An 18,496-nucleotide genomic window follows, 5' to 3' on the forward strand; every position below is an offset into this window, starting at 1 on the left:
CCGGGTTACTTGGGCATCCAGACCCGCACCAGCGACAGCAGCTTTTCCACGTCGAGCGGCTTGGCGATGTAGTCGTTGGCTCCGGCCGCCAGGCATTTTTCCTGGTCGTCCTTCATGGCCTTGGCGGTGAGCGCGATGATGGGCAGGCGCCGCCATTCCGGGCGGGCGCGAATCTCGCGCATGGCGGTGTAGCCGTCCATCTCCGGCATCATGATGTCCATGAGCACGAGGTCGATGGCATGGGCGCTCGCGCCGCTGTCGGCGCGGGCCAGGGCGTCCAGCGCCTCGCGGCCGTTGCGGGCGATCTCCACGCGGATGCCCGAGGGCTCGAGGATGCTGGAGAGCGCGAACACGTTGCGCACGTCGTCCTCCACCACGAGCACGGTGCGCCCTTCCAGGGCCGTGTCCCGGTTGCGGGCCACCTGCAGCATCTGGCGGTGTTCGGCGGACAGCTCGGACTCCACCTGGTGCAGGAACAGCGTGACTTCGTCCAGCAGCCGCTCGGGCGAGCGGGCGTCCTTGATGATGATGGACTTGGAGAAGCGCCGCAGCAGCTGTTCCTCGTCGCGCGACAGCGCCCTGCCGGTGTACACGATGACGGGCGGGAACGACACGCCGTCCTGCTCGGTCATCTGCTGCAGCAGCTCGTAGCCGTTCAGGTCGGGCAGGTTCAGGTCCATCACCATGCAGTCGAAGGTCGCGCCGCGCAGGTGTTCGAGGGCGGCGGCGGCGGTGCCGGCGCAGACGATCTCCACGCCATCGCGGCTGAGCAGGTGGCGCACGCTTTCCCGCTGGCGCTCGTCGTCTTCGACCACCAGCACGCGGTGCATGTTCTGGGTGAACTTGGCCTCCAGGCGTTCCAGCGCATGCACCAGTTCCTCGCGCTTGACCGGCTTGAGCGCGTAGCCCACGGCGCCCCGGCCCATGGCTTCCTGCGAATAGTCGGCCACCGACACCACGTGCACGGGGATGTGGCGCGTGGCCGGGTTGCGCTTGAGCTGGTCGAGCACGCCCAGCCCCGAGAAGTCCGGCAGGTTCACGTCCAGCACGATGGCGCTGGGCAGGCTCTGCGTGGCGGCCAGCATGCCGTCGGCGGCGTTCAGGGCCACGGCGCACTCGAAGCCCATTTCCTGGGCCAGGTCGCGCAGGATGTGCGCAAAGCGTTCGTCGTCCTCGATGATGAGAATGCTGCGCGCACCGGCACGCGGCAGTGGCGCCGGGCCCGCGCGGGTGCCCGGAGGGGGCGGGGCGTCCTGCGGCGCCGCGGCAGGCAGCCGCGCGGGCGCATCGGCGGGCGGGGCGGGCTCCGCCCGCACGCTCGCGGGCAGGAGGGGCGCCACCGGCATGGCCGCTTCCAGCTGCAGGGGCAGGACCAGCGTGAACACGCTGCCCTGGCCGGGCGTGCTTTCCACGGTGATGTGCCCGCCCAGCAGCTGCGCCAGGTCGCGTGAGATCGACAGGCCCAGGCCCGTGCCGCCGTACTTGCGGTGGGTGCTGCCATCGGCCTGGCGGAAGGCTTCGAAGATCAGTTCCTGCTGGTGCGCGGGAATGCCGATGCCGGTGTCCTTGACCACGAACGACAGCGTGTCGCCGGGGTTGCGGGACACGTGCAGCGCCACCGAGCCCTGCTCGGTGAACTTGATCGCATTCGACAGCAGGTTCTTGAGCACCTGTCCCAGGCGCAGGGGGTCGGTGTCCATGGTCGCGGGCACGTCCGGGGCCACGGTGGCGTTGAGCGCCAGGCCCCTTTCCTGGGCCAGCGGGCGCAGCGGGTCCACCAGTGCCTGCACGGCCCGTGCGATGGAAACCGGCTCCACGGCCACGGTGGCCTGGCCTGCCTCGATCTTGGACAGATCCAGGATGTCATTGATGAGCGCCAGCAGGTCGTTGCCGGCCGCGTAGATGGTCTGCGCGTACTTCACCTGGTCGCCGCTGAGGTTGCCGGGCTTGTTGTCCGACAGCAGCTTGGCCAGGATCAGCGTGGAGTTGAGGGGCGTGCGCAGCTCATGGCTCATGTTGGCCAGGAATTCGCTCTTGTACTGGCTCGACAGTTCCAGCTCGCGGGCCTTGTCGGTCAGCGCGCTCTGGGCGCGCAGGAGCTGTTCGCGCTGGTGCTCGAGCTGCTGGGTCTGCTCTTCCAGGTGCGCGTTGGTCTGCTCCAGCTCGGTCTGCTGCACTTCCATCTGCGCCTGCGATTCCTGCAGCACGCGGCTTTGCTGCTCCAGCTCCTCGTTGTTGACCCGCAGCTCTTCCTGCTGCATCTGCAGCTCCTCGGACTGGCGCTGGGTTTCTTCCAGCAGGGATTCAAGGCGCGTGCGGTCGATGCCCGAGCGGATGGCCACGGCCAGCATCTCCGAGGCGCGCTCCATCAGGTCGCGCTCGGCCTCGCCCACCGGCCGGTAGAAGCCCAGCTCGATCACGGCGAAGACTTCGCCGTTTTCCACTGCGGGCGCCACCAGCAGCTCGGCCGGGCCGGACTGCCCGGTGCCCGAGGCGACCTGCAGGTGGCCCGGCGGCACATCGCGCACATGCAGCAGCTGGCGCGAGCGCACGGCCTGCCCGACGAGGCCCTCGCCCGCGAGGAGCTTCTGCTCCAGGCGTTCGCGCGGCAGGGCATAGCCGCCAAACAGCGCGAAGCTGCCGTGGCCATTGGCCGCATAGCCCGCGCCGACGGAGGCCTTGAGGTAGGTGGCCAGGTATTCCAGGGCCAGCTCGCCGATGTCCTCGAGCCGGTGGTCGCCCTGGATGCGCTGGCCCAGGCCGGTGAGGCCCGCCGCCACCCAGGACTGCAGGGCCTTGGCGCGGTATTCGCGCGCGGTCAGCGCGGCGGAGACGCAGATCAGCACCAGCAGCACCAGCGAGCCGCCCCACGAGTAGTAGGCGGAGGCCGTGGCGGCATCCACCCACTGCTGGCGGCGGGCTTCCAGCTGCTGGCTTTGCAGCGTGAACAGGTCGGCGGCCAGGTCGCGCACGCGGTCCATGAGGTTCTTGCCGGCATCGGTGCGCACGAGCGCCATCGCGCCGTCGGCATTGCCGGCCTTGCGCAGCTCGATGGTTTCGTTCAGCTCGCGCAGCTTTTGCTGGGCCAGGTCATCGATCTGCACCACCAGCCGCCGCTGCACGGGGTTGTCCGCCGTGCTGGCCTTCAGGGCGGACATCTGCCGCTCCACCGCGGTGAGCGCGAGCTGGTAGGGCTGCAGGTAGGGGGCTTCGCCCGTCAGCAGGTAGCCCCGCTGGCCCGTCTCCGCGTCCTTGAGGGCCGAACTCAGCAGATTGAGCTGGCGCATCGCCAGGGTGGTCCGGTCCATCGCATCGACCGCGTCGGCGCGCAGTTCGGAGGCGCGGAAATTGACCAGAGCGATGACCAGCGTGGCCAGGGCCGCCACCACGAAACCCGCCAGCAGCGTGCGGGGGATGGCAAAGCGCGTGGCGGCCTGGGGGCTCGATGATCGGGGCATGCGGGCTGGTCCGTAGTGGAAGGGAACGGGAGACTTTACCGGTTCTTCGGGCTGCCCGTACCCTCCCTGCTACATTCGGTGCGCCCGCGTGTCCGGCGGGTTTCCACCGTCCTTTTCCGCTCAGCCCGCATGCCGTCCGTATCTTTGCGCAGCCGCTTCGCCCTGTACCTTGACCTCATCCGCTGGGACCGCCCCGCCGGCTGGCTGGTATGCCTGTGGCCCACGCTCAGCGCGCTGTGGATCGCGGCGGACGGGTTTCCGGGCTGGCACCTGCTGGCGGTGTTCGTGCTGGGCACCATCCTCATGCGCAGCGCGGGCTGCTGCGTGAACGACGTGGCCGACCGCGACTTCGACAGGCATGTCAAGCGCACGGCGCAGCGCCCGGTCACCACGGGCGCCGTGGGCGTGAAGGAAGCCCTGGCCCTGGGCGCGGTGCTGGCGCTGCTGGCGTTCGGCCTGGTGCTCACCACCAACGCCGCGGCCATCGCCTGGTCGGTGCCCGCGCTGCTGGTGGCCATCGCCTACCCGTTCTCCAAGCGCGTGATCTCCATGCCGCAGGCGGTGCTGGGCATCGCGTTCAATTTCGGCATCGTGATCGCGTTCGCCGCGGTGCAGGGCGCGGTGCCTGCCGTGGCCTGGTGGATGTGGCTGGGCAACCTGTTCTGGGTGCTGGCCTACGACACCGAATACGCCATGGTGGACCGCGACGACGACCTGCGGATCGGCATCAAGACCTCGGCCATCACGCTGGGCCGCCTGGACGTGGCGGCCATCGTGGCGTTCTATCTGCTCTTCCTGTCCATTTGGGCTGTAGCGCTTGATCGGTATGCGCTAGGTGCTATGTTTTACATAGCAATCGCCGGGGCGCTCGCGCAGGTGCTGTGGCATTGGCGCCTGATCCGCCACCGCACCCGCGAGGGGTGCTTCAAGGCCTTCCGGGTCAACCACTGGCTCGGCGCCACGGTGTTCGCGGGGATCGCCGGCAGCTATCTGCTGCGCCAGCTGGCGGCCCATTGACCCGTTTGCAGACGGTGTCTCCGCCTGTCACGGGGCTGCGCGGTACCCGCTGGCCGCGGACGGCATGGCCCCGGCCAGGGCAGCGCCTCGGGGCTTAGCCGCCGAATTCATCGCCCAGTTCAAGCGCCCGCTGCTCGGCGGCGCGCATGGCGGCCTCGAAGCTCGCGCCCATGCCCGCGGCCTCCATGGACTGCAGCGCCGCGTAGGTGGTGCCGCCTTTGGAGGTGACGCGCTGGCGCAGCACGGCGGGCGGCTCGTCGGAGCGGCGCGCCAGCTCCGATGCGCCCACGAACGTGCCCACGGCCAGCTGGTGCGCCTGCTGCTGCGACAGCCCCATGCCGACGCCCGCCCGGGTCATGGCTTCCAGGAAGTAAAAGACATACGCCGGGCCCGAACCCGACAGCGCCGTGACCGCGTCGAGCTGCTTTTCGCTTTCCATCCACAGGAATTCCCCGGTGGACGCCATGATGGACTCGACCTGCACGCGGGCGGCCGCGCCCACGGCGGGGCGGGCATACAGCGCGCTCATGCCCTTGCCCACCAGCGCCGGCGTGTTGGGCATGGTGCGCACGATGCGTTCGGTGCCCAGCCATTGGGCGATGCTGTCCGAGCGGATGCCGGCGGCCACGCTCAGGTGCAGCGCGTCCTGCGTGTGGGCCCGGGCCTGGGCGGCCGCGTCCTTGAAGGTCTGGGGCTTGACGGCCCAGACCACGATGCGGGCGCGCTGCAGGGCGGGGCCGGCTTCGGGCTGGGCCTCGATCCCGTAGTTCTTGCGCAGCGCCTCGCGCGCTTCGGGCCAGGGCTCGACCACTTCGATGTCGCGGGCGGGGTGGCCCTGGTGGATCAGCCCGCCAATGATGGCGCTGGCCATGTTGCCACCGCCGATGAAGGCGATGACGGGCAGGGAGGTGGGAGCGGCGGTGGTGTTCATGTCGGGCAGGCGGAGGGAATCAAAAGCTGGCAGTTTAGGGAATCTCGGCGGCCAGCCATTGGAGCGCGACGCCGTGGGTGGCCGCGGTGCCGGGCGGGAGCGTGTCAGCGCGGCGGCGAAGGACCAGCGCGCAGGGCCCTTCGCCGCGCGAGGCCAGCCGCTCGCGCAGCGCCTGGGCGGCGGGCGGTTCTGCCGCGCCGGGGGCGCTGGCCGCGCGCTCGGGGCTCTGCAGCCACAGCAGCGTGCTGCCCAGCGGGAGCCGCGCGGTGCGGATTCCGCCTGCGCTGGCCAGGGTGGCGGCCTGCGCCTGCGCGCCCAGCAGGGCCTGGTAGCGCGCCAGGGTGGCATCCAGGTCGTGCACGGCCACCGTCAGCGCCGCAGCGCCCTCTGCGCCGTTGGGGTGGACGCGGGCGGCGCCTTCGGGCACGCGCAGGGCCCGGGGGGTGATGTCGCCGCACAGGAAGGGAACGTCCGGCGTGACGTGGCGCGCGGTCTGCCAGCGAAGCTGCACGCCGTCGGGCCGCAGCCGGCCGCCGTCGACCGGGCCGGTCAGGGTGCCGAGCCTGCGCGCGCGTGCGTCCGCCAGCGCCTGCACGGTGTCCGGCGCACGCAGCGCGAAGTCCACCAGGCCCTCGCCATGGTCGCGCAGCGTGCGGTACCAGCGCTCTTCGGGGGCCGGGGCCCGCCATGCGATGAGTTCCAGGTAGGCGCCGTCCGCAAACACCACCAGGGCGTTGTGCGAGGTGCGCCCCGGGTGCTGCCCGCCGGGAAGCACCTGCAGGCCCAGGGCGCGATAGTCGGCGATGGCGGCTTGCAGGTCGGCCACGGCGATGACGATGTGGTCCAGGGCGAAGGGCATGGCGTGGGGCTCCATGGTCATTCGTCCAGCTTCAGCCGGGTTTCGCGCACGAATTTGCCCCAGCGCTCATATTCCTCGCGCACGTGGCGCTCCAGGCCCGGCCCGTCGCTGGCGACGACTTCAAAGCCCGCCTGCGTGAGCCTGGCCTTGATGTCGGGCGTCTGCAGGGTGGCCTGGAAGTCCTCGGTCAGCTGGTGCACCGTGGCGGCCGGTGTCGCGGCGGGCACGAACAGCCCGATCCAGGAATAGGCCTCGAAGCCGGGGAATCCCGATTCGGCCACGGTGGGCACGTCGGGCAGTTCGGGCAGGCGCCGGGCGCCCGTCACGGCCAGCGGCTTGATCTTGCCCGCGGCGATCTGGCCGCGCAGCGCCGCATAGCTGAGCAAGGTCAGGCTGGCCACGTCGCCCAGCACCGCCTGGACGGCGGGGCCGCCGCCGCCAAAGGGCACATGCAGCACGAAGGTGCCGGAGCGGCGCTTGATGTCCTCCATCACCAGGTGGTTCATCGAGCCGAGGCCGGTGGATGCGTAACTGTATTTGCCGGGCGCCTTGGCGGCCAGGTCGAGAAAGCCGCGCAGGTCCTTGGCCGGCACGGAGGCGGCGGCGCCGATCACCAGCGGAAACCGCAGCGCCAGCGAGACGCCCGCGAAATCCTTGAAGGTGTCGTAGGGCAGCCGGGGCTTGGCGATGGGGTTGATGGCGTGGGTGTCGAAGCTCACCAGCACGGTGTTGCCGTCCGGGGCCGACTTGGCCACGTACTGCGTGGCGATCTGGCTGGCCGCGCCGGGCCGGTTCTCCACGACCACCGGGCGGCCCGCCTTCTCGGCCAGGCGGGGCTGCAGGATGCGCGCCGCGATGTCGGTGCTGCCCCCCGGTGGAAAGGTGATCACCAGCTTGAGGTTGGCATCGTTGCTGGCCAGCGCGGGGCCGCCCAGCCCCAGGGCGGATGCAAGGGCGGCCGACAGGATCTGGCGGCGGGACGCGGTGCGGGTCATGGAAACTCCTCTTCAAGTGAATCAGCGGCGGGCGCCAAGGCTGGCGCCCGCGGACATGCCGGGGGGCGGGCCTCAGCCCATCCACTGGCTCACGGGCACGGCCGTGTCCTGCAGTTCCTGCGAGACCACGTCGACCAGCGCCGGGCCGTCGTGCAGGAGGGCCGCCCTGATGGCGCCCTCGAGGTCCGCGGGGTCTTCCACCTGCCAGGCCTTCACGCCGAAGGCCTCGGCCACGCGCGCATGGTGGGTGCGGTTGAAGTCCACGGAGAAGTAGCGCCCGTCGTAGCCGGTTTTCTGGCTGGCCTTGATCCAGCCATAGACCGCATTGGAGAACACGATCATCTTCAGGGGCACGTTGCGGCGCACGATGGTCTCCAGCTCCCCGCAGGTGAAGCCGAAACTGCCGTCGCCCATGACGGAAACCACCACCGAGTCCGGCTGCCCGAACGCCGCGCCCACGCCGGCCGACATGGCGAAGCCCAGCGCGCCGTGCGCCCGGTTGGTGATGAAGTGGCGCCCTGATTGCGGTGCGTTGAAGTAGGCGGTGAAGTAGGGGCAGGGCGTGCCGGGGTCGGCCACCACGATGGCGCGGGGCGGCAGCAGCCGGTTGAGCACGTCCACCACGCGCTCGGGCTTGATGGGGCGGTCCAGCGATGCCGCCAGCGGTGCGAAGAAGGCCTGCTTGCGGGCGCGTGCCTCGCCGGCCAGCGCCCTGCCATCGGCCGCGTGGGCGGGGCGGCGCCCGATGCGCGCCTGCACCGCGGCGTGCAGCGCCTGCAGGCCGAGCAGCGCATCCCCGACCAGCGCCACGTCGGTGCGGTAGTTGGTGCCGATGGTCATCGCATCCACGTCAAGGTGCAGGATGGTGACCTTGCGGGACGGCATCTGCCAGTGCTCGGTGGTGGTGGAGCCCGCGCGCGCGCCGATGAACAGGACGAGGTCGGCCTGCGCCACCACGGCGCGGGTGGCATCGATCCCGCCATTGGTGCCGACCACGCCCGCGTTCAGCGGGTGCGTGTCGGCCAGGCTGCCCTGGCCGCTCACGCTGGTGCAGACCGGCGCGTTGAGCAGCGTGGCCAGGGCGTCGAGCGCCGCGCTGGCGCCAGCGATCACCACGCCGCCGCCGCAGATGAGCACGGGCGACGTGGCCGCCACGAGGCGGTCGGCGGCCTCGTCCACCGCCGCGGGGTCGGGTGCCGAGCGGTGGGCGGGAAACTGGCCATGCCCTGGCTGCGCCCACACCTCCGCGGGGTCGATGGCATGTTTTTGCACGTCGTAGGGCAGGCAGATGTGGGCCGCGCCGGGGCGGCCCGTGGTCATGGCACGGAAAGCGCTGCGCACGGCATGCGGAATCTGGTCCACCCGGTCGATGGTGGTGTTCCATTTGGTCAGGGGGCGGTAGAGTGCCTGCTGGTCGAGTTCGGTCAGCGGGAACTTGCCGCGCGCGCCCACCGACACATCCGAGGTGATGCCCAGCACCGCCACGGAGGACTCGTTGGCCTCCACCAGCCCGGGCAGCAGGTAGGTGGCGCCCCCGCCGCTGGGGCCCTCGCACACACCCACCTTGCCGGTCACGCGGGCGTAGGCGTCGGCCATGTAGCCGGCGCTGCGCTCGTCGCGGGTAAGGATGTGGTCGATGCCGTGGTCCAGGCGCGCCAGGGCGTCATAGAACGGCAGGCTGGTGTCGCCGCACAGGCCGAAGATGTGCTTCACGCCGTTGTGCTGCAGCATGCGCACCATCGCATCGGCGCCATTGAAAGGGGTCGTCATGTCGGAGGGCCTTCGTCGGGTTGGGGTGATTCGCGAGAATTCATTTAAGTATACCTAAATGAATTCTGAAAGAGCGCGTGCACAATACACCCCCATGACAGCCCCCATTGCCAAGATTCGCCGCGAGAGAGGTTCCAGCGTCTACAACACGCTGCGGCACATGGCGATTGCCTACCAGTTCAAACCCGGAGAGCGCCTGAGCGAAATCGAGCTGGCCGAGCGTCTGGGCGTGAGCCGCACGCCCGTGCGCGAGGCCCTGGGGCGGCTGGTGACGGAAGGGTTCCTGCAGCCGGCCACGCGGGGCTACATGCGCCGCCCGCTCGACGTGCAGGAAACGCTGGACCTGTATGAAGCGCGCGTGGCGATCGAGCGCGAATGCATGCGGCTGGCGATCGAGCGGGCAACGGACGCCCAGGTGGAAGAGGCCTGTTCCTACCTGGAGGAGAGCCGGCGCGTTCCCGCCGCGGCTGCGGTGCAGCGGCTGGTGGAGCTGGACGAGGGCTTTCACATGCGCATCGCGGACATGGCGGGCAATTCCGAATTGCGGCGCATGCTGCTGAGCCTCAATGAACGCATCCGGTTCATCCGCTGGATTGACATGGAAAACGTCGGGCGCGATTCCACCCAGCATGAGCACCAGGACATCCTGCAAGCCCTGCGCGCGCGGGACCCGGCCCTGAGCGAGCGTCTGCTGTCCGCGCACATCGCATTGCGGCGCGACCAGATCGTGGACGCGATCACGCGGGGGCTGGCGCGCATCTACCTGCCGCAGGAGCAGGCGCAGCCGCCCGGGGCCATGCCGCCCGCGGCCTGAAGGCGGTGAGCCTGCCTATGCGGCCGTGGTCTGCCGCACGGCGTGTTCCCAGTTCGCCATCAGCTCCTGCGCGCGCGCGCTGCCCAGCGTGGGGACGAAGCGGCGGTCGGCGCGCCACAGCTGCGAGAGTTCGTCCGTGCTGCGGTACACGCCGCTCGACAGCCCCGCCAGGTAGGCCGCACCGAGGGCCGTGGTTTCGATGACGGCCGGGCGCACCACGGGGATGCCCAGCAGGTCGGCCTGGAACTGCATCAGCAGGTCGTTGATGCAGGCGCCGCCGTCCACGCGCAGCTCGCTGACCGGTGCGCCGCCGGCGACCACGGCATCGCGGCTCATGGCCAGGAGCAGGGCGGCGCTCTGGTAGGCGATGCTTTCCAGCGCTGCGCGGGCGATGTGGCCCAGCGTGGTGCCGCGCGTGAGGCCCGTGATGGTGCCGCGCGAATCGGGCTTCCAGTACGGGGCGCCCAGGCCCGTGAAGGCGGGCACCATCATCACGCCGCCCGAGTCGGGCACGCTCTGCGCCAGCGACTCGACCTCGTTGCTGGTGGAGATGGCGCGCAGGCCGTCGCGCAGCCACTGCACCACGGCGCCGCCCACGAAGACACTGCCCTCCATGGCGTATTCGGGCGCCGTGCCTGCCTGCGCCGCGCTGGTGGTGAGCAGGCCGTTCTGGCTGGTCTGGAACACGCCGCCCGTGTGCATCAGCATGAAGCAGCCGGTGCCATACGTGTTCTTGGCCATGCCGGCCGTGAAGCAGGCCTGGCCGAACAGCGCGCTTTGCTGGTCGCCCGCCACGCCGCCGATGCGGATGGAGTGGCCCAGCAGGTCGGGGGCGATGTCGCCAAAGTGGGCGCTCGACGGCAGCACTGCGGGCATCAGCGCCCTGGGAATGCGCAGCAGCGCCAGCAGCTCGTCGTCCCACTGGTTGGTGTGCACATTGAAGAGCATGGTGCGCGAGGCGTTGCTCACGTCCGTCACATGCACCTGGCCATGGGTGAGTTTCCACATCAGCCAGCTGTCCACCGTGCCAAAGGCCAGGTCGCCGCGCTCGGCGGCTTCGCGCGCACCGGGGACATGGTCCAGCAGCCACTGCAGCTTGGTGCCCGAGAAGTAGGCGTCCACCAGCAGCCCGGTCTTGGCCTGGATGGTGGCTGCGTGGCCTTGTTCGCGCAGCTGTGCGCAGGCGGGTTCGGCACGCCGGTCCTGCCAAACGATGGCGTGGTGCACGGGCTGGCCGGTCCTGCGGTTCCACAGCACCGTGGTCTCGCGCTGGTTGGTGATGCCCACCGCGCGCACGGCGCTCGCTGCTATGCCCGCCTTGGCAAGCGCATCGCGTGCCGTGGCCAGCTGGGTGCGCCAGATCTCCAGCGGGTCATGCTCGACCCAGCCGGGCTGGGGGTAGATCTGCGGCAGCTCCAGCTGCGCCTGCGCCACGATGTGGCCGCCTTCGTCAAAAACGATGCTGCGGGAGCTGGAGGTGCCTTGGTCGAGGGCGAGCAGGTAGGTCATGGTGACGAGGGGCTCCGAAATGTATGAATCCACGTAGTGTCCACGGCGGTCGATCAGCGCGCGGCCCAGGCCAGCGGACGCCGAGCAAGGGCCGCCCCGCAGCGAGGGCGTCGTCCCCCACCGGGGGGAGGCGCCGCAGGCGACTCAGGGGGGCCTTCTGTCATGCAGCGACCGTGCAGATGACCTCGGCGTCCTGGAGCAATACGGGAAAGGGCTCGGGCGGTGGCGCATCGGTGAACAGGCGGTCGATCTGCTGCAGCGTGGCCAGCTGCACCATGGCCGGGCGGTTGAACTTGCTGTGGTCGGCCGCCAGCCAGACCTCGCGCGACTGCTCGATGATGGTTTGCGCCACCTTCACCTCGCGGTAGTCGAAGTCGCGCAGCGAGCCGTCTGGCTCGACGCCCGAGATGCCGATGAGCGCGATGTCCACCTTGAACTGGCGGATGAAGTCCACCGCCGCCTCGCCCACGATGCCGCGGTCGCGCGCGCGCACCACGCCGCCGGCCACGATGACCTCGCACTCGGGGTTGCCGCTCAGGATGGCAGCCACGTTCAGGTTGTTGGTGATCACGCGCAGGCCACGGTGGTGCAGCAGCGCCTTGGCGATGGCTTCCGTGGTCGTGCCGATGTTCAGGATCAGCGAGCAGTCGTTGGGCACCTGTTCGGCCACGGCGCGCGCTATGCGTGCCTTGCCTTCGGCATGCAGCGTCTCGCGCTGGGTGTGGGCCAGGTTCTCCACCGTGGAGCTGGGCACGCGCACGCCGCCATGGAAGCGCGTGAGCAGGCCGGACTCGGCCAGGCGCTGCACATCGCGGCGCACGGTCTGCAGCGTCACGCCCAGCGTGTCGGCCAGTTGTTCGACCGTGGCGGACTTGCGCGCGCGGACTTCTTCGAGAAGCAGCAGTTGTCGGGGGTTCGTATTCACGCGAATCAATGGTCTGAGGATTGGAGATACTTTAAATCGAACAAAAAGGAACCTGTTAAGGGTAAACCTTGATTCAATACGATCAAAAAAGAACAAAAATGAACGCAATCGAAAACGAGGCGTTTTGCTGCGTGCGCGGCAGGGAGCCAGATCCACCCGGCCCTCAGGGGTCCATTAGAAAGGTTGCGTGATGCAGCTGGCACTGGACAGCATCAGCAAGAAGGTTGGTCCGCAGACCTGGCTCCATGACATGAGCCTGGCGCTGCACAGCGGCGCCGTGACGGTGCTGCTGGGCGCCACGCAGGCAGGCAAGACCAGCCTCATGCGCATCATGGCCGGGCTGGACACACCGACAGCGGGCCGCGTGACGGTCGATGGCGTGGATGTGACCGGCATGCCCGTGCGTGACCGCAACGTGGCCATGGTGTACCAGCAGTTCATCAACTACCCCTCGATGAAGGTGGCGGCCAACATTGCGTCACCGCTCAAGCTGCGCGGCGAAAAGAACATCGACGCCCGGGTGCGCGAGATCGCCAGCCGACTGCACATCGACATGTTCCTGGACCGCTATCCTGCCGAGCTGTCGGGCGGGCAACAGCAGCGCGTGGCGCTGGCCCGCGCCCTGGCCAAGGGTGCGCCCCTGATGCTGCTGGACGAACCCCTGGTGAACCTGGACTACAAGCTGCGCGAAGAGCTGCGTGAAGAACTGACGCAGCTGTTTGCCGCCGGCCAGTCCACGGTGGTCTATGCGACCACCGAGCCGGGCGAGGCCCTGCTGCTGGGCGGCTATACCGCCGTGCTGGACGAGGGGCAGCTGCTGCAGTACGGCCCGACGGCGGAGGTGTTCCATGCGCCCAACTCGCTGCGCGTGGCGCGTGCCTTCAGCGATCCGCCCATGAACCTGATCGCCGCATCGGCAACCCCGCGTGGCGTGCGCCTGGAGGGCGGCGTGGAGCTGGCCGTGCCGCTGCCGCAGGGTGTGGCTACGGCCGCGGGGCTCACCGTGGGCGTGCGCGCCAGCGCGCTGCGCGTACATGCCCGCCCTGATGACATCAGCGTGGGGGGCGTGGTGGAGCTGGCCGAGATTTCCGGGTCCGACACTTTCGTGCACGCCACGACGCCCTGGGGTGACCTGGTCGCCCAGCTGACGGGGGTGCATTACTTCGAACTGGGCACGCCGCTCACGCTGCATCTGGACCCGGCGCAGGCCTATGTGTTTGGCGCTGACGGCCGGCTGGCATGGGCGCCCGCGCGCCAGGGAGGGCGCTGAAATGGCTCGCATTAGTCTGGATCTGGCGCATTCCTACAAGCCCAACCCGCAGCAGGACAGCGATTACGCGCTGCTGCCGCTCAAGATGGAGTTCGAGGACGGCGGTGCCTATGCGCTGCTCGGCCCCTCGGGCTGTGGCAAGACCACCATGCTCAACATCATGTCGGGCCTGCTCGTGCCCTCGCACGGCAAGGTGCTGTTCGATGGCCGCGACGTGACGCGCGCCAGCCCGCAGGAGCGCAACATCGCCCAGGTGTTCCAGTTCCCCGTGATCTACGACACCATGACGGTGGCCGAGAACCTGGCCTTCCCGCTGCGCAACCGCAAGGTGCCCGAAGACCAGATCAGGCAGCGCGTGGGCGTGATCGCCGAGATGCTGGAGATGAGCGGGCAGCTCAACCAGCGCGCGGCCGGCCTCGCGGCCGATGCCAAGCAGAAGATATCGCTGGGCCGTGGCCTGGTGCGCGCCGATGTGGCGGCCGTGCTGTTCGACGAGCCGCTCACGGTGATCGACCCGCACCTCAAGTGGCAGCTGCGGCGCAAGCTCAAGCAGATCCACCACGAACTCAAGCTCACGCTGATCTATGTGACGCACGACCAGGTCGAGGCACTGACCTTTGCCGACCAGGTGGTGGTGATGACGCGCGGCAAGGCGGTGCAGGTGGGCTCGGCCGACGCGCTGTTCGAGCGGCCCGCACACGTGTTTGTGGGCCACTTCATCGGCTCGCCCGGCATGAACTTCCTGCCCGCCCAGCGCGATGGAGCCGCGTTGTCGGTGGCGGGCCACCGCCTGGCCGCGCCGGTGGACCGCGCCCTGCCCGAAGGTATGTTGCAGGTGGGCGTGCGGCCCGAGTACCTGGCCCTGGCCGAGCCCGGCCAAGCCGGTGCGTTGCCCTGCACGGTGGTGCAGGTGCAGGACATCGGTACCTACCTGATGCTGACCGCCAAGGTGGGTGAGCACACGCTCAAGGCGCGCTTCAGCCCGGAAGCACGGCTGCCTTCCGCGGGGGATGCCGTCTGGCTGCAGGTGCTCGGTGAGCACACGTGCTTCTATCAAAACGAGGAGCTGCTGGCATGAGCACCACCACCAAGCCCGTGAACCAGAAGGCCTGGTTCCTGATCCTTCCGGTCATCATCTGCGTGGCTTTCTCGGCCATCCTTCCGTTGATGACGGTGGTGAACTACTCGGTGCAGGACATCATTTCGCCCGAGCGCCGGGTGTTCGTGGGCACCGAGTGGTTCGCCGCCGTGATGCGCGACGAGGAGTTGCACGCCGCGCTGTGGCGCCAGATCACGTTCTCGCTGGCGGTGCTGGCGGTGGAGATCCCGCTGGGCATCCTGCTCGCGCTGTCCATGCCCGCGCAGGGGTGGAAGTCGTCCGCCGTGCTGGTGGTGGTGGCGCTGTCGCTGCTGATTCCCTGGAACGTGGTGGGCACCATCTGGCAGATCTATGGCCGCGCGGATATCGGCCTCATGGGGCGCCTGCTGCAGGAGGCGGGCATCGAGTACAGCTACACCGGCAACGCCGCACATGCATGGCTCACGGTGCTGCTCATGGACGTGTGGCACTGGACGCCGCTGGTGGCGCTGCTCGCCTTCGCCGGCCTGCGCTCCATCCCGGATGCGTACTACCAGGCGGCACGCATCGACGGCGCCAGCAAGTTCGCGGTGTTCCGCTACATCCAGCTGCCCAAGATGCGCGGCGTGCTCATGATCGCGGTGCTGCTGCGCTTCATGGACAGCTTCATGATCTACACCGAGCCCTTCGTGCTCACGGGTGGCGGGCCGGGCAATGCCACCACCTTCCTGAGCCAGTACCTGACGACCAAGGCCGTGGGCCAGTTCGACCTGGGTCCCGCCGCAGCGTTCTCGCTGATTTATTTCTTCATCATCCTGCTGCTGTGCTTCATCCTCTACAACTGGATGCAGCGCGTGGGCACCGCCAGCAACGAAGGGGCCGGCCATGAATGAAAAACGCTTCCACAAGCGGTCGGTGTTCCTGATCGCCTACCTGGTCTTCGCCGTGCTGCCCATCTACTGGATGGTCAACATGAGCTTCAAGACCAACGCGGAGATCCTCTCGACGTTCTCGTTCTTTCCCCAGAACTTCACGTGGGACAACTACAAGACCATCTTCACCGACGAGTCCTGGTACTCGGGTTACATCAACAGCCTGATCTACGTGGCCATCAACACGGCGATATCGCTGACCGTGGCGCTGCCGGCGGCCTATGCGTTCTCGCGCTACCAGTTCCTGGGCGACAAGCATGTGTTCTTCTGGCTGCTGACCAACCGCATGACGCCGCCGGCCGTGTTTTTGCTGCCGTTCTTCCAGCTCTACACCACCGTGGGGCTGATGGACACGCACATTGCCGTGGCGCTGGCGCACCTCTTGTTCAACGTGCCGCTGGCGGTGTGGATCCTGGAAGGCTTCATGAGCGGCATTCCGCGCGAGATCGACGAGACGGCCTATATCGATGGCTACAGCTTTCCGCGCTTTTTCATGACGATCTTCCTGCCGCTGATCAAGGCCGGCGTGGGCGTGGCGGCGTTCTTCTGTTTCATGTTCAGCTGGGTGGAGCTGCTGCTGGCGCGCACGCTGACCAGCGTGAATGCGAAGCCCATCGTGGCCACCATGACGCGCACGGTGAGCGCGAGCGGCATGGACTGGGCCACGCTGGCCGCCGCCGGCGTGCTGACCATCGTGCCGGGTGCCATCGTGATCTGGTTTGTTCGGCACTACATCGCGAAGGGTTTCGCGATGGGCCGGGTCTGAGGAGATATCGCCATGTTTGAGTGGATGGCTTGGACGCTGCCCGTGGCGGTGTTCTTCATTTGCATCGTGCTGATGCTGATTGGCATGACGGTGTGGGAGATCAAGTCGCCCACGACGATGCGCAAGGGCTTTTTGCCGCTGGAGACGACGCGCGGTGATCGGCTGTTTATTGGGCTGTTGTCAGCAGCCTACGTGAATCTCATTTTTGTGGGCATCAGCGGCAAGCTGGCCCAGTGGTTCAGCCTTCAGGGCGATCCTTCGATCTGGATCAGCTTCGTGCTGTCGATGGCGCTGCTGGCGCTGATCCTGCGCAAGGGGTAGCGCGTTCGCAGGCAGCTTTCATTCCGTTGGTTCCCGTCGCGCGGCTCAACCCTTCCCCGGAGCCGGGCGACCCTTGCATCCAAAAGGGGAGATGACTATGAGGAGACAGGCACTATGAAGACGCGGTACACAGCGCTGGCATTGGCAGTTGCGGTCATGACGGGCCAGGCCGCCATGGCGGGCGAGGCGGAAGCCAAGAAGTGGATTGACAGCGAGTTCCAGCCTTCCACGCTGAGCAAGGACCAGCAGATGGCCGAGATGAAGTGGTTCATCGATGCGGCCAAGAAGCTGCAGGCCAAGGGCGTGAAGGAAATCTCGGTGGTGTCTGAAACCATCACCACCCACGAATACGAATCCAAGACGCTGGCCAAGGCGTTCGAGGAAATCACGGGCATCAAGGTCAAGCACGACCTGATCCAGGAAGGCGACGTGGTCGAGAAGCTGCAGACCTCCATGCAGTCCGGCAAGTCGATCTATGACGGCTGGATCTCGGATTCGGATCTGATCGGTACGCACTACCGCTACGGCAAGATCATGAGCCTGACCGACTACATGGGCGGTGCGGGCAAGGAATTCACCAACCCCGGCATCGACCTCAAGGACTACATCGGTACCAAGTTCACGACCGGCCCGGACGGAAAGATGTACCAGCTGCCCGACCAGCAGTTCGCCAACCTGTACTGGTTCCGCGCCGACCTGTTCGACCGCAAGGACATCAAGGACAAGTTCAAGGCCAAGTACGGCTACGACCTGGGCGTGCCGCTCAACTGGAGCGCCTATGAGGACATCGCCGAGTTCTTCACCAACGACGTGAAGAACATCGACGGCAAGCCCATCTATGGCCACATGGACTACGGCAAGAAGGACCCTTCGCTGGGCTGGCGCTTCACGGATGCATGGCTGTCCATGGCGGGTACGGCGGACATTGGCGCGCCCAACGGCCTGCCGATCGACGAGTGGGGCATCCGCGTGGCCGACGACAAGTGCACGCCCGTGGGCGCCTCGGTGGCCCGTGGCGGCGCTACCAACTCGCCTGCGGCGGTCTACGCGCTGACCAAGTACGTGGACTGGATGAAGAAGTACGCGCCCAAGGAAGCCACGGGCATGACCTTCGGCGAAGCCGGCCCCGTGCCCGCCCAGGGCCAGATCGCCCAGCAGATCTTCTGGTACACCGCCTTCACGGCCGACATGACCAAGCCCGGCCTGCCTGTGGTGAATGCCGACGGCACGCCCAAGTGGCGCATGGCCCCCGGCCCGAACGGCCCGTACTGGAAGCAGGGCATGCAGAACGGCTACCAGGACGTGGGCAGCTGGACCTTCTTCAAGGACCACGACGCCAACAAGACCGCCGCTGCCTGGCTCTACGCCCAGTTCGTGACGGCCAAGACCACGTCGCTCAAGAAGACCATCGTGGGCCTGACCCCGATCCGCGAGAGCGACATCCAGTCCAAGGCCATGACCGACATGGCGCCCAAGCTGGGCGGCCTGGTGGAGTTCTATCGCAGTCCCGCCCGCGTGGCATGGTCGCCCACCGGCACCAACGTGCCTGACTACCCCAAGCTGGCACAGCTGTGGTGGAAGAACGTGGCCCAGGCCGTCACGGGTGAAAAGACGCCCCAGGGCGCCATGGACACGCTGGCCGACGAAATGGACCAGGTGATGGCCCGTCTGGAACGTGCCGGCATGGCGCATTGCGCCCCCAAGCTCAATCCGAAGAGCGACAACGCCAAGTGGCTGAGCGACAAGCAGGCGCCTTGGGCCAAGCTGGCCAATGAGAAGCCGAAGGGCCAGACGATTGCGTACGGCACGCTGCTGCAGGCTTGGAAGGACGGCAAGGCACGTTGAGACCCT

15 protein-coding genes are annotated in these 18,496 nt (G+C 68.0%); 8 read left to right on the forward strand and 7 right to left on the reverse strand.

The annotated features are described in order from the left end of the window. Window positions 1-5 precede the first annotated feature (5 nt). Window positions 6-3,458, reverse strand: a complete 3,453-nt coding sequence (locus AC07OD_RS17030; RefSeq protein ID WP_494597607.1) for a response regulator — start codon at window positions 3,456-3,458, stop codon at window positions 6-8. Window positions 3,459-3,587: 129 nt separating this feature from the next. Here AC07OD_RS17030 and ubiA point away from each other — a divergent pair, with 129 nt between their 5' ends. Further along, window positions 3,588-4,475, forward strand: a complete 888-nt coding sequence (gene ubiA, locus AC07OD_RS17035) for a 4-hydroxybenzoate octaprenyltransferase (protein ID WP_218341238.1) — start codon at window positions 3,588-3,590, stop codon at window positions 4,473-4,475. 94 nt (window positions 4,476-4,569) lie between these two features. On the opposite strand, the gene proC is transcribed toward ubiA, so the two are convergent. The 4 genes from proC to AC07OD_RS17055 all read right to left on the reverse strand — a co-directional run bounded on the left by proC (window position 4,570) and on the right by AC07OD_RS17055 (window position 9,030). Beyond that, on the reverse strand, window positions 4,570-5,406 hold the full coding sequence (proC, locus tag AC07OD_RS17040) for a pyrroline-5-carboxylate reductase (protein ID WP_494597608.1): 837 nt from the start codon (window positions 5,404-5,406) through the stop codon (window positions 4,570-4,572). A 34-nt stretch (window positions 5,407-5,440) separates the two neighbouring features. After that, window positions 5,441-6,265, reverse strand: a complete 825-nt coding sequence (locus AC07OD_RS17045) for a VOC family protein (RefSeq protein WP_494597609.1) — start codon at window positions 6,263-6,265, stop codon at window positions 5,441-5,443. A 17-nt stretch (window positions 6,266-6,282) separates the two neighbouring features. Then, complete coding sequence (locus tag AC07OD_RS17050) at window positions 6,283-7,260, reverse strand: Bug family tripartite tricarboxylate transporter substrate binding protein (protein ID WP_218296817.1); 978 nt, start codon at window positions 7,258-7,260, stop codon at window positions 6,283-6,285. Window positions 7,261-7,332: 72 nt separating this feature from the next. Then, window positions 7,333-9,030, reverse strand: a complete 1,698-nt coding sequence (locus AC07OD_RS17055; protein ID WP_494597610.1) for a thiamine pyrophosphate-binding protein — start codon at window positions 9,028-9,030, stop codon at window positions 7,333-7,335. A 94-nt stretch (window positions 9,031-9,124) separates the two neighbouring features. Here AC07OD_RS17055 and AC07OD_RS17060 point away from each other — a divergent pair, with 94 nt between their 5' ends. After that, window positions 9,125-9,844 carry a GntR family transcriptional regulator gene (locus AC07OD_RS17060; protein WP_494597611.1) on the forward strand — a complete coding sequence of 240 codons (720 nt, stop codon included), beginning with the start codon at window positions 9,125-9,127 and terminating at the stop codon, window positions 9,842-9,844. Between the two features lie 15 nt (window positions 9,845-9,859). Here AC07OD_RS17060 and glpK read toward each other — a convergent pair whose 3' ends face one another. Together glpK and AC07OD_RS17070 are read right to left on the reverse strand one after the other, a co-directional pair. Beyond that, the gene (gene glpK / locus AC07OD_RS17065) at window positions 9,860-11,353 is read right to left on the reverse strand and encodes a glycerol kinase GlpK (protein WP_218296820.1); all 1,494 of its coding nucleotides are present in this window, start codon (window positions 11,351-11,353) and stop codon (window positions 9,860-9,862) included. 160 nt (window positions 11,354-11,513) lie between these two features. Then, the gene (locus AC07OD_RS17070) at window positions 11,514-12,278 is read right to left on the reverse strand and encodes a DeoR/GlpR family DNA-binding transcription regulator (RefSeq protein ID WP_218296821.1); all 765 of its coding nucleotides are present in this window, start codon (window positions 12,276-12,278) and stop codon (window positions 11,514-11,516) included. A gap of 190 nt (window positions 12,279-12,468) precedes the next feature. Here AC07OD_RS17070 and AC07OD_RS17075 point away from each other — a divergent pair, with 190 nt between their 5' ends. From AC07OD_RS17075 to AC07OD_RS17100, 6 genes are all read left to right on the forward strand, one after another. Further along, window positions 12,469-13,548: an ABC transporter ATP-binding protein gene (locus AC07OD_RS17075; protein WP_218296822.1), complete on the forward strand. Its 1,080-nt coding sequence runs from the start codon at window positions 12,469-12,471 to the stop codon at window positions 13,546-13,548. 1 nt (window position 13,549) lies between these two features. Next, window positions 13,550-14,626, forward strand: coding sequence for an ABC transporter ATP-binding protein (locus AC07OD_RS17080; protein ID WP_492245055.1), 1,077 nt, complete (start codon window positions 13,550-13,552; stop codon window positions 14,624-14,626). Further along, a complete protein-coding gene (locus tag AC07OD_RS17085; protein ID WP_218296824.1) occupies window positions 14,623-15,519 on the forward strand; it encodes a carbohydrate ABC transporter permease in 897 nt (298 codons plus the stop codon). Before AC07OD_RS17080 ends, AC07OD_RS17085 begins: the two co-directional genes overlap by 4 nt. After that, window positions 15,512-16,324: a carbohydrate ABC transporter permease gene (locus AC07OD_RS17090; RefSeq protein WP_218296825.1), complete on the forward strand. Its 813-nt coding sequence runs from the start codon at window positions 15,512-15,514 to the stop codon at window positions 16,322-16,324. Before AC07OD_RS17085 ends, AC07OD_RS17090 begins: the two co-directional genes overlap by 8 nt. 12 nt (window positions 16,325-16,336) lie before the next feature. Continuing rightward, window positions 16,337-16,645, forward strand: coding sequence for a DUF2160 domain-containing protein (locus AC07OD_RS17095; RefSeq protein WP_218296826.1), 309 nt, complete (start codon window positions 16,337-16,339; stop codon window positions 16,643-16,645). A gap of 114 nt (window positions 16,646-16,759) precedes the next feature. Continuing rightward, entirely contained in the window at window positions 16,760-18,490 is a 1,731-nt protein-coding gene (locus tag AC07OD_RS17100; RefSeq protein ID WP_218296827.1) for an ABC transporter substrate-binding protein, read from the forward strand. Window positions 18,491-18,496 lie beyond the last annotated feature (6 nt).

The sequence above is a fragment of the Acidovorax sp. GW821-FHT10E03 genome (assembly GCF_059415205.1).

What these genes read in the sequence shown, in the direction of transcription:
- AC07OD_RS17030 (WP_494597607.1), bottom strand. Translation starts at nt 3,458, where the DNA reads ATGCCCCGATCATCGAGCCCCCAGGCCGCCACGCGCTTTGCCATCCCC.
- ubiA (WP_218341238.1), top strand. Translation starts at nt 3,588, where the DNA reads ATGCCGTCCGTATCTTTGCGCAGCCGCTTCGCCCTGTACCTTGACCTC.
- proC (WP_494597608.1), bottom strand. Translation starts at nt 5,406, where the DNA reads ATGAACACCACCGCCGCTCCCACCTCCCTGCCCGTCATCGCCTTCATC.
- AC07OD_RS17045 (WP_494597609.1), bottom strand. Translation starts at nt 6,265, where the DNA reads ATGCCCTTCGCCCTGGACCACATCGTCATCGCCGTGGCCGACCTGCAA.
- AC07OD_RS17050 (WP_218296817.1), bottom strand. Translation starts at nt 7,260, where the DNA reads ATGACCCGCACCGCGTCCCGCCGCCAGATCCTGTCGGCCGCCCTTGCA.
- AC07OD_RS17055 (WP_494597610.1), bottom strand. Translation starts at nt 9,030, where the DNA reads ATGACGACCCCTTTCAATGGCGCCGATGCGATGGTGCGCATGCTGCAG.
- AC07OD_RS17060 (WP_494597611.1), top strand. Translation starts at nt 9,125, where the DNA reads ATGACAGCCCCCATTGCCAAGATTCGCCGCGAGAGAGGTTCCAGCGTC.
- glpK (WP_218296820.1), bottom strand. Translation starts at nt 11,353, where the DNA reads ATGACCTACCTGCTCGCCCTCGACCAAGGCACCTCCAGCTCCCGCAGC.
- AC07OD_RS17075 (WP_218296822.1), top strand. Translation starts at nt 12,469, where the DNA reads ATGCAGCTGGCACTGGACAGCATCAGCAAGAAGGTTGGTCCGCAGACC.
- AC07OD_RS17080 (WP_492245055.1), top strand. Translation starts at nt 13,550, where the DNA reads ATGGCTCGCATTAGTCTGGATCTGGCGCATTCCTACAAGCCCAACCCG.
- AC07OD_RS17085 (WP_218296824.1), top strand. Translation starts at nt 14,623, where the DNA reads ATGAGCACCACCACCAAGCCCGTGAACCAGAAGGCCTGGTTCCTGATC.
- AC07OD_RS17090 (WP_218296825.1), top strand. Translation starts at nt 15,512, where the DNA reads ATGAATGAAAAACGCTTCCACAAGCGGTCGGTGTTCCTGATCGCCTAC.
- AC07OD_RS17095 (WP_218296826.1), top strand. Translation starts at nt 16,337, where the DNA reads ATGTTTGAGTGGATGGCTTGGACGCTGCCCGTGGCGGTGTTCTTCATT.
- AC07OD_RS17100 (WP_218296827.1), top strand. Translation starts at nt 16,760, where the DNA reads ATGAAGACGCGGTACACAGCGCTGGCATTGGCAGTTGCGGTCATGACG.